General features: G+C 38.5%; 11 protein-coding genes and 1 pseudogene. 5 read left to right on the top strand and 7 right to left on the bottom strand.

Features of this window, described 5'->3' with window-relative positions:
- The first annotated feature begins 59 nt into the window (after nucleotides 1-59).
- Nucleotides 60-1,076 carry an acyltransferase gene (locus GFH32_RS00655; protein ID WP_153509239.1) on the top strand — a complete coding sequence of 339 codons (1,017 nt, stop codon included), beginning with the start codon at nucleotides 60-62 and terminating at the stop codon, nucleotides 1,074-1,076.
- A 100-nt stretch (nucleotides 1,077-1,176) separates the two neighbouring features.
- Here the strand turns inward: GFH32_RS00655 and GFH32_RS00650 are convergent, their stop codons facing one another.
- The 4 genes from GFH32_RS00650 to GFH32_RS00635 form a co-directional block, all read right to left on the bottom strand.
- Nucleotides 1,177-2,661 (bottom strand): RagB/SusD family nutrient uptake outer membrane protein, encoded by a 1,485-nt coding sequence (locus GFH32_RS00650; RefSeq protein WP_153509238.1) that lies wholly within the window; start codon nucleotides 2,659-2,661, stop codon nucleotides 1,177-1,179.
- A 9-nt stretch (nucleotides 2,662-2,670) separates the two neighbouring features.
- Complete coding sequence (locus GFH32_RS00645) at nucleotides 2,671-5,940, bottom strand: SusC/RagA family TonB-linked outer membrane protein (RefSeq protein ID WP_153509237.1); 3,270 nt, start codon at nucleotides 5,938-5,940, stop codon at nucleotides 2,671-2,673.
- A 495-nt stretch (nucleotides 5,941-6,435) separates the two neighbouring features.
- On the bottom strand, nucleotides 6,436-6,630 hold the full coding sequence (locus GFH32_RS00640) for a cold-shock protein (protein WP_153509236.1): 195 nt from the start codon (nucleotides 6,628-6,630) through the stop codon (nucleotides 6,436-6,438).
- Nucleotides 6,631-6,653: 23 nt separating this feature from the next.
- A complete protein-coding gene (locus GFH32_RS00635) occupies nucleotides 6,654-7,772 on the bottom strand; it encodes a DEAD/DEAH box helicase (protein ID WP_153509235.1) in 1,119 nt (372 codons plus the stop codon).
- A gap of 715 nt (nucleotides 7,773-8,487) precedes the next feature.
- Here GFH32_RS00635 and GFH32_RS00630 point away from each other — a divergent pair.
- Together GFH32_RS00630 and GFH32_RS00625 are read left to right on the top strand one after the other, a co-directional pair.
- Nucleotides 8,488-9,549 (top strand): fatty acid desaturase family protein, encoded by a 1,062-nt coding sequence (locus GFH32_RS00630; protein ID WP_153509234.1) that lies wholly within the window; start codon nucleotides 8,488-8,490, stop codon nucleotides 9,547-9,549.
- A 284-nt stretch (nucleotides 9,550-9,833) separates the two neighbouring features.
- A complete protein-coding gene (locus tag GFH32_RS00625) occupies nucleotides 9,834-10,025 on the top strand; it encodes a cold-shock protein (protein ID WP_153509233.1) in 192 nt (63 codons plus the stop codon).
- Nucleotides 10,026-10,166: 141 nt separating this feature from the next.
- Here the strand turns inward: GFH32_RS00625 and GFH32_RS18490 are convergent.
- From GFH32_RS18490 to GFH32_RS00615, 3 genes and pseudogenes are all read right to left on the bottom strand, one after another.
- Nucleotides 10,167-10,525, bottom strand: a pseudogene (locus GFH32_RS18490) (transposase); the annotation flags it as partial.
- Entirely contained in the window at nucleotides 10,417-11,100 is a 684-nt protein-coding gene (locus tag GFH32_RS00620; RefSeq protein WP_458296207.1) for an ISL3 family transposase, read from the bottom strand. The pseudogene GFH32_RS18490 and the gene GFH32_RS00620, both read right to left, overlap by 109 nt.
- Nucleotides 11,101-11,128: 28 nt before the next feature.
- Entirely contained in the window at nucleotides 11,129-11,509 is a 381-nt protein-coding gene (locus GFH32_RS00615) for an ISAon1 family transposase N-terminal region protein (RefSeq protein ID WP_228384177.1), read from the bottom strand.
- Between the two features lie 285 nt (nucleotides 11,510-11,794).
- Between GFH32_RS00615 and GFH32_RS00605 the strand changes: the two genes are divergently transcribed.
- Both GFH32_RS00605 and GFH32_RS00600 read left to right on the top strand, forming a co-directional pair.
- Nucleotides 11,795-12,040: a TrkA C-terminal domain-containing protein gene (locus GFH32_RS00605; RefSeq protein ID WP_160366928.1), complete on the top strand. Its 246-nt coding sequence runs from the start codon at nucleotides 11,795-11,797 to the stop codon at nucleotides 12,038-12,040.
- Between the two features lie 105 nt (nucleotides 12,041-12,145).
- Nucleotides 12,146-13,576 (top strand): alanine/glycine:cation symporter family protein, encoded by a 1,431-nt coding sequence (locus GFH32_RS00600; protein WP_228384179.1) that lies wholly within the window; start codon nucleotides 12,146-12,148, stop codon nucleotides 13,574-13,576.
- Nucleotides 13,577-13,579: the final 3 nt, after the last annotated feature.

The following is a 13,579-nucleotide window of genomic DNA, read 5'->3' as shown; positions in this document are numbered from 1 at the left end:
AGGAATGTATAAGTATAGAATAGATTCAAACTTCATGCAATAATATATATTTTTACGGTATGGCAGAAAAAAACAACTACATCATTTATTTACGTGTAATTGCAACAATCTTTGTGGTCTTAATTCATGCCTCTACAGGGTTTTTGTATCAAATTGACACAAACGCATTTGATTGGAACTACGCCAACTGGATAAATGCTGCCACAAGATGTTCGGTACCGATTTTTGTTATTATCTCAGGTAGTCTTTTGTTTAGCAAAGATGAAGATACTTGGACTTTCTATAGAAAACGTATTCCAAAATTGCTGTATCCATTTATTTTTTGGACCATTATATATCTGATTTATTACTTCTATCGCTACACGAATTTCAATCTTCTTTCTACCGAAAAGATATGGTCAATTAGCTTAGATAAGATTCTACATGGTGCCAATGCGCACTTGTGGTATCTTTATATGATTATCGGACTCTATTTAGCGATCCCATTTCTTCGTAAGATTCTGCTTCAATCAACACAAAAAGAGATTGAATTCTTCTTGCTTCTCTGGTTATTATCCATGTGTTTCACAAGTAAACCGCTATACAAAGCAATGCCTAAGTTCGATCTTACTTTTTTTTCGGGTTATGCTGGTTACTTGGTATTGGGCTACTATATCCGTATTCGTACGTTTAATTTCAATTACAAGCAAATCATATTCGCATCGACATATCTTCTTATGGTTGTGATTGGTGCGGTAGGAACAAACCTACTCAATGAGAACGCGAGCAAGTTGAATACTTTTTTCTACAACTATGTCTTTGTAACCACAGCGATTGCCGCTGGTGCACTATTCCTCTGGGTAAAAGAGGCTTCCCAACGTCTAAAAACTCCTCGTTGGATTTCAACTATTGACAAGTATAGCTTTGGCGTATACCTAAGTCATATCATACCTTTAAATTTCCTGCATCCGTTGATCTCCAAACATTTCAGCACCGTTTGGGTAATTCCATTGGCAACAGCAGGAACCGTCGTCGCTTCGGTGATGATTACTTACTTACTAAGAAAGATGCCATATGGTAAATATGTGAGTGGATAGCACATGCTTAGCTTAACAGTATCCGTTCATAAGCCCTCAAAATAACAAGACTTTAATGTAAAAAAGCGAATCAAATGATTCGCTTTTTTACTTATTTGGATTAATATCCAGGATTTTGTTCTATATGATTGATCTGAACCTCCCTCGATGGAATCGGATACAAGAGCATAAATTCTTGCACATTGTAGGAAGCAGAACTCAAACGTGTCAGACGCTTCTTCTCCTCTACTCCGTGTGCATTCATTACAGATATTGCTTTGCCAGTACGTAACAGCTGATACCATCTATGGTTTTCAAAAGCGACTTCGACACGCTGCTCTTCGGCAATCGCATTACGTAAAAGTTCTTTTGAAAGTCCTGATTTTACTGCCAATCCCGCACGCTTCCTTACAGCGTTTAGATGAACATATGGATCCCCCGTTCCGGCTTCATTTAAGGCCTCCGCAAGCATTAATAGCACATGCCCGTAACGGTATACCGGCCAGTTTTCATTGGAACGACCATCTTCCGCATATGGCGCATGATAGAATTTCTTAATGAACGGTAGTTTACCCCCAAATGCTTTGGCTTCTGGATATTTTGCATTTGAAGGATCATCAAACAATTGAATGGATTCATCTTTACGTTTATCCCCTGTCTCATAAGCATTGTATATGCTTGGGGTTGGTATATTGCTTGCACCCAAATTGCCAGTGAAACCTACTAGTTTAAGCTTTGCGTCTCTTGGTCCGAACATAAAAATAAAGTTACTGTTCTCCCCTTCGACAGCAGAGTTATACTGAACCTCGAAAACCGACTCCGCATTATTCTTAGATGTTGGGCTAAAACAATCTGCGTAGTTTGGCATTAAGGAGTAGCCTAGAGTAGTAACTTGCTGTAGCGTGCTCGCCGCGTCTGTATATTGCTTTCTAGTTAGATATACATCCCCTAACATCGTTAAGGCCGCACCTTTTGTTGCTCTACCTGCATTATTTTTATCATAGCTTGCCGGCAAAACTGTCGCTGCATCTTTAAGATCTTGAATGATAACGGCGTAAACCTCTTCTACACTTGCTTTCTTCCCATCGGTAAACGCTCCTTGAGGACTAGTAACTTCAACAGTATGCAAGGGTATCGAACCGAACAAACGCACCAAATTGAAGTAAGCATAGGATCTTAAAAACTTAACCTCTCCTACATATCTTTTTTTCAATTCCGCGTCAGCGAAGCTTACTTGATCAATACGTGTTAATATTACATTTGATTGGGCTACAATTCCGTAGAAATTCGCCCATTGGGTGTTCACGTAATTGTTGGAAGAGGTTATTAAGAATTCATCAATCTCCTCCCTTTGTTGTGCACCACGATCGGACTCACTATACTGATAGTTTGTATTATCTGCGCGCATCTCCACCAATGCGTTAAAGTCTGAGGTATAGATCCCTTGCAAACGACCGTAAACTCCGTTTACAGCACGTAATACTTGGCTTTCATTCTCATAGTAATTATCCCCACTCGAAAAGGTATAAGGATCTACTTCCAACAGATGTGTACATGAAGTAAAGCTCAAAAGCCCTAAACTCAATATTATATATTTTAATTTCATAACCTTCTCCTAAAAATTGAAATTCAACCCTAATGTGTAAATTCTCGGTACTGGATATGCACCATAATCGATACCTGGTACCAATGGACTTGTATCCCCTCTATTCATATTTGTTCCCTCTGGATTACCATCGTATCCTGAAATCATGAATGGGTTCTGTAAGTTTGCATAAATACGTACATTGTTAACTACCCCTCCAACTGGTTTTGGTAAAGTATAACCAAGAGTAATATTTCTAACCCATAGGTAGTCCGTTTTTTCAATAAATAGCGAGTGCGTATCGCGATACATTACTCGACCGCGCCCTGATCCATTTGTAGTAGGCACTAAACCTGAACCTGGGTTATCTTCTGATCTCCAACGGTCAGCAATTTCTTTGCGCACATTGAAAACTCCATCAATATTGTCTGTATAAAAACGAGTAGCATGTAGGAACTCTTGTCCCATCGCTCCCACCATCATCAAACGTAGATCGAAATTCTTAAACGTAAAGCTATTTGTCATACCCCAGGTAAAGTCTGGATATGGATTACCAATAACGTCAAAGTCATCGTTTGGAGTAATCTCACCGTCACCGTCGACATCTTTCATACGTAAGTTTCCTGGGATCGCTCCTGGGAATTTAGGATACTTGTCTAAGTCTGCTTGGTTTTGATAGATGCCTTCCACCACATAACCGATAATCATACCAACAGGTTGGCCGATACGGGTGATGTTGGTGAAGTTCCCTTCGGAACTCTGCCCAGAATAAATTGGATCCGTACTTCTACCTAATGCAATTACTTTATTTCTATTAAATGAAATATTAAAGTCTGTAGTCCAAGTGAATCGATCACGTTGAATATTCGCTGAACTAACAGAGAACTCAAATCCTTTATTTTCTACATCTCCACGGTTCTCCGTCACGTTAGCAAATCCCGAGGACTGCGGAACTGGCGTATTCAATAAAAGGTCTAATGTATTCCGTTTATAATAGTTCGCTGTAAATGTTAAACGATTGTTCCATGTCGCAAAGTCAAGCCCAATGTTTAACTCCTTCATACGCTCCCATCCCAGCATTGGGTTTCCTAGACTGTTCATCGTTCTTCCGGGTGCTAAGACACCTCCGAAGACATAGTTCCCTGTACCAATACTACTTAAGGAAGCATAATTGGCGATATTAAAGTTACCACTACGACCAAATGAAGCTCTTAATTTCAATTCGTTAATCCACTCCTTGTCTTTTAAGAATTCTTCTTCGGATAATCTCCAACCAACTGCCACCGATGGAAATGATCCCCAGCGGTTATCTTTTCCAAAGCGAGATGAACCATCTGCACGATAAGATGCCGTTAGAACGTATTTGTCTTTATATGAATAATTAACGCGCGCCAAATAAGACAATAATGCCCAATCTTCTATTGCAGTACCACCTGTAATACGTGCGGCAGCATTCAATGTTTGAATGTCATCATCTGGAAATTGTGTTCCATTGAAACTCGCTCCCTTGTTTTTTTGAACCTGCACTGAATAACCTGCTAATGCACTGATGGAATGTCCGTTTTCTAAGACCAAGTCGTAATTCAATGTGTTTTCATTAGCCCAGTTCAAGTATTGCTCGCGGTAATATCCACCACTTGGAATTGATAATCCTGGTGCATTTTGATTCGGAATAGTGGAAGGGCGAAACGTTTCTCTACTCTCGTCAAGATAATCCACGTTGAAAGTTGTCTTGAACTTTAAATTACTTAAAATGCTATACTCCGCATATGAGCTCATTAATAACTTCATTTCCGTACTCTTGTTTACACGTTGCTCCAAGAACATCATTGGATTCGGGTTACCAAAAGATCCTGGCGATTGAATGTACGGCACATAGCTTCCATCATCGTTGTAGATTTTTGCAACCGGAGTTGTAATTTCAAAGAACTCATCACGTCCTTGACCATTAACTCCACCTTTCAAATATGATAAGGTTGGTGATAGATTGATTCCAACTTTAAATTTATTCGATATATTACCGTCTACATTTGCTCTTACCGAGAAACGATCGAAACCAGTATTCAACATAGTACCAGTTTGATTTAAATACCCTGCCGAAACAAACGAACGGATATTTTCATTTCCCCCGCTAAGACTAACATTGATGTCAGACATCGGTGCAACACGCAATACCGCATCGTACCAATCCACTCCCGCTCCTAAAGCAGCTGGATTTCTATATTCTTCTGGGATATCATTCAGCGTTGGCTCTCGTCCTTCCTCAAAGCGAATTTTATCTTCAATCGCTTCTTTTCGGAATTGTGCGAATTCTTGTGCGTTCATTAAATTTGGACGACCTTTTTGAGGTACTTGCTGTAATCCAGAGCTTGCCGCCACATCCACTTTCATTTTACCTACGGCTCCTTTTTTGGTGTTGATTAATACGACACCATTCGATCCACGAGAACCGTAAATTGCGGTAGCAGACGCATCCTTTAATACCGTCATCGATTCGATATCATTCGGATTAATGGTTGCTAAAGGATTACTTCTTTCACTAGACGAGGCTGGAACTGGAAATCCGTCAATTACATATAAAGGCTGACTACCGGCACCTATAGCACCGATACCACGCACTTGAATCTTAGGTCCTCCCCCTGGTGTACCGTTCGATGTACTCACTTGTACACCTGCGATTTGTCCAGTCAACGCTTGATCAGGACTAATTATCGCTTGTCCACGAACATTCTTCATCGAAACTGTAGCAATTGATCCCGTGACATCCTTCTTCTGTTGGCTACCGTAGCCGACAACGACAACCTCACCAATGTCCTGTTCAGAAGACTCTAGGGTTACGTTACGTGTTCCGCTTGCCGAAATAACAAGCTCTACGTCTGTAAAACCAATGTTTCGAAAGACTAGCGTTTGTCCCTTAGGCATTTCAATTTCGTATGCTCCTTTAGCATCCGTGGAGGTTGCAATGGAAGTCCCCTTTACCATAACTGAAACACCAGCTATAGGGGCATTGCTAGCATCCGTAACTACCCCTTTGACAGTTACTTCTTGCTGTAATCCGGCACTATAAAGTGCTCCGGATGTAATTTCTTTTGTTAGTTTATTGAATTCGCTTTTCTTTTCAACGTTACTGGAGTAACCGAAAGAAATTTGACTAAATAATACAGCCGGAACAATGAATGCTGCTTTTAAAAAGTTTTGTTTATCTATTAAGCGATTCTTGCACTGCTCGACTTTGTAAATAAGTTGTTTCGTAGTGGCATAACTAAAGGTATTAGTTTTGTTTAATTGGTCAGTTTGCATAACTTTGCAAAAGTTTAATGGTTAAACATTTAAGAGACGCGAACCTCTTGATTTAGGTGTGTGCTGTAAAAACATTGCCGATAGTGCTGGAACACTATCGGTATTTTTTTTAAGCAAAACGGTTTATTGATTGAACGTTTTTCTGCTTAAATCCTCCTTCCTTAAATATTATATTTAACAGTTATTAGCTCTTAGAATGTTGTAGCCACTGGGCGAGAGCGATCTCAAAACACTCTGTTTAAATTGGTAAAGGTTTGTTGATGTCCTTATAACCAAATATATCAAACGACCAAAAAAAGGGCATCCTGTGCTATCCTGACAATGAGATGATAAACTAGGCTGGACATAGATAGAGGTATATTTGGTGATTTTGAAGTGTAACGAAAACTGCCGATAATGGGCAAAAGGCCATACAGATACCATTTAACTCCAATAAAAAAGCGGGGCAAAATAAATTGCTCCGCTCTTTATGCATTTGTTAATAAATGCTCTTAATTATCTCGCTACGCGGACATTAATGGCGTTAAGCCCTTTTTTCCCATTTTCAACATCATACGTTACTAAATCATTTTCACGGATGTTGCTCATAAGTCCTGTTGTATGAACAAAAATATCAGGACCGCCATTTGTAGGTGTGATAAAACCGAAACCTTTTGTTTCGTTAAAGAATTTTACTGTTCCTTCTTGCATTGTTATTATATTTTATTGATAATTTATTTGATTTTTTGCGCTACTGGAACCGAAAAGCCTATTAGCTTTTGGATTTTTAATAGCATAGGTTTTTCGTCATCGCTACAGAATGAGACCGCTTTACCTTCTTTTCCTGCACGTCCCGTTCGGCCAATCCGATGAACATAAGTCTCGGAGTCTGCTGGTAAATCATAGTTAATAACTTGTGGAAGTTCTTTGATGTCAATACCACGTGCTGCAATATCTGTCGCAATAAGAACGTTAATCTTGCCATTCTTAAACGATAATAGAGCGTTCTCACGAGCATTTTGAGACTTGTTACCATGAATACATGCCGATTGGATTCCACTTTTCCCAATAGACTTTGATAGACGATCAGCACCATGTTTTGTCCGCATAAACACCAGCGTTTGTGTATTTTTCCCATCGAGTAACATTCTAGTCAATAGCTTTACTTTTTGACCCTTATCGATAAAATAAACAGATTGGCTTACTTTTTCAGCAGTGAATGTTTCCGGAGTAACATTGATCTCCACGGGTTGATTCAGAATTTCATTGGCGAATTTTCGAATAGCTTTAGGCATTGTTGCGGAAAACAACAGCGTTTGCCTTTTACTCGGAATGAGTTTAAGTATCTTTTTAATATCGTTGATAAAGCCCATATCAAGCATATTGTCTGCTTCATCTAGCACCAACTTTTGAACTGAACTTAAATTTACAATTCCTTGGTTTAAAAGGTCCAACAATCTTCCTGGAGTTGCGATGATAATATCCACACCCTTGCGAAGCTGCGCTACTTGTTTCCCTTGCTTAACACCCCCATAAATAACTGCATATTCAATCGGAAGATGTTTACTGTACCCTTTGATATTTTGAGCGATCTGTAAGGCCAATTCTCGGGTAGGAGCCAATACTAAGGCCCTTGGATGTTTACCTTTATTTTGTTCTGAAGATAGTAATTGCAACATCGGGATTGAAAAAGCTCCCGTCTTACCTGTTCCTGTTTGCGCACAACCAATGATATCCTTGCCTGAAAGGACTGGAGGGATAGATTGTTTTTGTATTTCGGTAGGAGACGTATGCCCCAACTCTGCGATAGCTTTTAAAATGGGCGCTATAATCCCGATGTTTTTAAAATCCATTTGTTCTAGTTAACGATCATCCTGCTCTTTCATTCTAACGAACAAGATTTCTACTTACAAGGTATTGCTTGCGCACTCAGCAAGACAATTGTCTATTTATTAACAGAAATATAAGGGTGACTTAAAATCGGAACTTCAATGTCGCGCAGCAAACTTATGCTATATATACCGTTGATAACATTAAATGGCGACTGTAAAAACTAAACTGAACGTTGAAGATAAACCAAACTCGTCAGAAAAATTGCTTGGCAACGCCTTGTGTTTCAACAAAGGTACTATTATTTTTTTATAAGAGGATTTATAAAAAAATTAATCCATTTATGTATTCTCACATTATTTAGTAAATCCCATCGATTAGTAGTCCGCGATAGCGATTATAAAGCGTCGCAAAATTTGAAGGTTTTGTAAAACAACAAAGTTTGCAAATTTTACTTTGTAAGCTTTTATTTTTTGTAGCCCGTAGGAAACAACGCCTTTGCGGAGTTAGTTTTATTATCAGTTATTTAATAAACATTTTTCTCCCGAATCACACATTGGATTGATATATCTTTTAGCTGCACTTGCTTAGTGTTTAATATAGTGACATGTTAGGAGATATTAACTCTAAATGTTATGTACCGATTTTTATATCCGAGAACAATTTTTTAAATTAGTAACATTAAAGCCATTCATTTAATTGTGAATCGCTTAACGCATAAAAGTAGTATAGTAAAACATGAGTACCGTAGTAAAGTTTAACAATGTCAATGCATTGTTTTCGAAATCATTGAAACAAAAAGTCAACCATTATTTCCAAGAAGAATCGATCAATAAAACAGGTAATCGGCTATTAATAGTAAAAGCAATCATCCTTCTTTCTTCTTTATTCCTAATCTATTCAATTCTTATATTCGTTCAGCCACATTGGATAGTCAGTGTTGTGTTATGCCTTCTATTGGGGGTTAATTTAGCCGCTATTGGATTCAATATTATGCATGATGCTGGACATAATTCGTTTTCAGAGAATAAGGCAATAAATACGATCCTTTCCTATTCTTTAAATTTGCTAGGCGGGAATATCTTTTTGTGGAAGTTGAAGCATAATATAGCGCACCATACATACACCAATATCGATGGTGAGGATCACGATATTGAGATAAAATTCATGAGAATTCACCATGACCAACCGCTAAAAGAACATCACAGATATCAACATCTGTATTTTATATTTCTTTATTCGATTTCATATTTGGCGTGGATCTTTTATCAAGATTATGAAAAATATTTTAGACAGAGGTTGAGCATATCATCAGAAAAATTTAACTTTCCAATCAATGAAAGAATAATTTTTTGGATTAGCAAAATTATTCACTTCACGTTGTTCGTCGTGATCCCCATCATCTTTGTTGGCTGGATTCCAACCCTTGTAGGCTTATGTTTAACTAGTATCGTCTGCGGAATTTGTTTGGCCACCGTATTTCAACTAGCGCATGTCGTTGACGAAACTGAGTTTAAAACCCTGGTTGACGAACGTGTTGAGGCACAATGGATGATACATCAATTGCAATCTACGGCGAATTTTGCTACCGATAGCCGGGTGTTAACTTGGTTGCTTGGGGGATTGAATTTTCAAGTTGAGCACCATTTGTTTCCAAAGGTCAGTCACATTCACTATCCGAAAATTAACGAAATTGTTAAAGCGACTTGCCTAGAATATAATGTGAAATATAATGAATATCCCACATTCTATGCTGCTTTCCAATCGCATATAAAAGTGATAAAAGCTATGTCGAAATAAAAATAATTTTGTTTTTAATTAAATTTTATTATCTTTGTGTTATAATCAGGCCCTGCCGACGCTTTCTGAAACCGATCAGTTCACTCATCTTTTTTAGTTTCCGCATTTTCAGTTGCTAATTTGTTTTCATCTAGATGATGTTTGACGAGAAATGTTTTGTGACATGTCATAGCAACCTTCTCTTATCCTCAACTTTTGATTTTATAAATGATTATTTGGACTCAATTGTCCCGAAATATGAGCGTTTGCTCACTAACAAGATATTTTATTTAATACACAACACAATGCAAGAAGGAAAAGTTAAATTCTTTAACAACACAAAAGGATTTGGATTTATTACACCAAATGATGGTGGAGATGATTTATTTGTACACAGTACAGGATTAAGAGACGATATTAGAGAAAATGACCACGTTACCTACAATGTTGAAAGAGGCCAAAAAGGTCTTAACGCAACGAACGTACGTATAGCATAACCATACTCCATTTGTTATTAATGAGATCGCGATTATAATGTAAAGTTATAATCGCTTTTTTTGTCAAATACTTTAATAATAGGGATCAGTTTTAAAAACTGTGGACTAAGGAAGTAATGGATCAGTGTCAAAACCTGTGGACTACGCAAATAATTTGGTCAATCTGAACAGGAAGAAATTGATGTCACCTACACCTCTAAACTGACTTCTGAAAGCTTTTATCTTTGCATTGATAGATTCTGCTGAAGCATTAGTACTCTTGTTATCGAAGTAGTTCCATATTTTTCGTGATGGATATTTATGGTTCTGGAGACGGTGTTGAATGACTTGAAGCCGGCCTGTTCCACTTTATCCGCCCATTTTGCCAACCTAGTAAAGGCGTAGATCTTATCTATGGTGGTGTTGAATATCCAAGAGAGTTCTTGGGATAACCTGTACGCCTTTTCAATATCGGGATATCGCTCAAATAGTACAGCAGCCCTTTCTCTTTGCTCGGAAGTCCATTTATGTTCACTTTTATAAAGCAGGTATCGGCTTCTTGCAAGTAACTGTTTGATGGTGTCATTGTTGGATAGGACTTCCGGAAAAAGGTTTCCTTATTCTTTCGTGCTTGGTCAATTGCCTGGTTTTCATCGTCAATGGCCTGCCAGCGGTGCTTTATCCTTATTTCCTGAAGCGCTTCGGTAGCAAGTTGCTGAACATGGAAACGGTCTATTACCTGAACAGCATTGGGAAAACATCTTTTGGCTATCAATCCCATATTACCGGCTAGATCAAGCGTTATCTCTTGAACTTTATTGCGTAATCTCTGTGGGATCTTTTGAAGGATCGGGATAATGTTCTCTGATTTTGTGCCGTTCAGTATGGCTACAATGGTCCCTTTTTTACCTCGTGTTTCTTTGTTGGTGACAACGGTATAGAGCTCGCCATGAGATAGGCAGGTCTCATCAATAGAAAGATGGGCACTGACATTTTGTGGGAAGATCAATCCATTTCGTGCATTTTCGCGATGCTCCCAATCCTGGAAACCGCTCAGCTTATTGCGGTAGTATCTCCTTAGTTTACTGGCCGATATCCCATAGAATGAACTGATAGTCTGAATGCTATGTGCCTGACTGTCCGCTGATACCTTTTAAAAAAGCTGCGAAATCCTGTGTGATGCGCGTTCCTTTGGCTACTAATTCCCAGTTTCTGTAAACTACTTTGTCCGTATCTTGGTTGAGCCATCTACGGCGCTTGACATGAAGATAGACCTGCATGCCACGAATAGGAAAATCTTGAAGGGTAATGGGGTCGAAAAATCCCTTGGAAATCAACTTCTGGCCTTGATATTCTTCAGGTGTAGTGTTGAGTTCTTCCAAAAAGATGTCCAGTCTTTTATCTTCTTTGGAATAGTGGGTCATCTCAAAATAATCGGAAACTCCTTCGGGAATAATTAAGGGCATTAAAGCGTTGAAAGATTCGTGCATCTGTATAAATATCAAAGCACAAATATCTAATTATTTCTTATCCCCTCCACAACTTTTGTAAATGATCCGAAGTAATTTGGTCAATCTGAACCGGAAGAAATTGATATCTCCTAGACCCCTAAACTGACTTCTGAAAGCTTTTATATTTGCATTTAATGACTCTTTAGAAGCATTGGTATCTCTGTTGTAGAAGTTGTACACTATTTTTATGATGGTTAGTCATGGTTCTTGACACCACATTGAATGATCTAAATCCAGCTCTTTCTAGACTCTTTTGAGCTAAATTCGAATTATAGCATTGTGGAAGCTGACGTTCCTGAAAGGTATGTTGGCCGTTCAATCCAAGAAATTGGGTTCCGGGAACATTATGACATTTTGGTACTTACCATACTCAAAAAAACAGAGCGCGATTCATTGATTGGAAAAAGTAAGATCGTGACTACGGTCTTACGTGGAATACCAAAACCAGACACTGTATTGCAACAAGGTGTAATCATTGTGATTTATGGCGATAACCGAAACATTAAGGAATTTCTAAAACTTTAATTAACAAAACATTATTACAGGTATTAAACTTTATAAATATAATCTATACAATAATTCTAACTTAATCGCTCATCTTTTTATATTTTGCAGCCATCGTCTATGGAAATGCTGCAAAAAATCGTTGATAATATCTATAATTTAGTTTGGTCAGATGTATTGGTTTACCTCTGTCTTTTGACAGGAACCTATTTTACAATTCGTTTCCGTTTGCCTCAATTGCGCTACCTCAATGAAATGATTCGTCTATTATTTTCAGGTAAAGCATCGTCAAAAGGCATTTCATCTTTCCAAGCTTTTTCCTTGGCAATATCTGGACGGGTAGGAACAGGAAACATTGCTGGAGTAGCGACAGCCATAGGGATGGGAGGCCCAGGAGCAATATTTTGGATGTGGGTCATTGCCTTTGTTGGGAGTGCCTCAGCCCTTGTCGAGGCCACATTAGGTCAACTATATAAACAGGAAATTAATGGCGAATATCGAGGCGGTCCAGCTTATTATATTCGCTATGGCTTGAAAAACAAAGCTTTTGCTATAATTTTTGCAGTTGTAACCATCGTAAGCACAGGATTCTTATTACCTAGCGTCCAATCAAACAGCATCGCTGTAGCCATGGATACCGCATTTGGCACTTCAGGATTTGTAACCGCTGGGTTATTAATCATGCTCATGGGACTCATTATAGTTGGAGGGGTAAAACGCATTGGGAAGGTTTCTGAATTGGTCGTTCCTTTTATGGCAGGTATTTATATTTTAATGGCACTCGTGATCATTGGCATCAATTATCAAGATATTCCATCCGTATTTTCTCTGATTTTCCGATCTGCCTTCGGCTTGGATGCTACCTTTGGCGGAATCGTCGGAGCGGCCATTTCTTGGGGTGTAAAAAGAGGAATTTACAGTAACGAAGCTGGGCAAGGCACCGCACCGCACGCTGCTGCGGCCGAAGTAAATCACCCATTCAAGCAGGGGCTTGTTCAAGGATTTTCGGTTTATGTCGACACACTGTTCGTATGTACCGCCACGGCCTTGATGATATTATTTACGGGCCAATACAACGTTCAGAGTGCAGATGGTAATTTTATCATTGAAAATTTGAAAGGTATTGAAATGGGCCCCACATTTACCCAAATGGCCGTTTCTCGGCACTTTCCGCTATTAGGAAGTTCTTTTGTAGCGATTTCCTTAGCATTTTTTGCATTTACTACCATTATGGCGTATTATTATATCGCCGAAACAAATGTTAACTTTCTATTCCAAGAACAAAAGAACAGCCTATATATTTGGGGATTACGCTTCTTGCTATTAGTTTCAATTTTCCAAGGCTGTATAACGACAGCATCTACAGCATGGCAATTGGGCGACATCGGTGTTGGGTTGATGGCCTGGCTCAACATGCTTGCAATTCTATTACTCCATAAAAAAGTAGTTCTTTTAGAACAAGATTATGCAATGCAAAAAAGCGTAGGTCAAAATCCCCGATTTTATAACAAAACTTATAATATACCAAATGTTCCTATTTGGGAACCTAAAAAATAAATT

The sequence above is a fragment of the Sphingobacteruim zhuxiongii genome (assembly GCF_009557615.1).
In the GTDB taxonomy this organism is placed as follows: Bacteria; Bacteroidota; Bacteroidia; order Sphingobacteriales; family Sphingobacteriaceae; genus Sphingobacterium; species Sphingobacterium zhuxiongii.
This window is presented reverse-complemented; position numbering and strand designations above follow the sequence as displayed.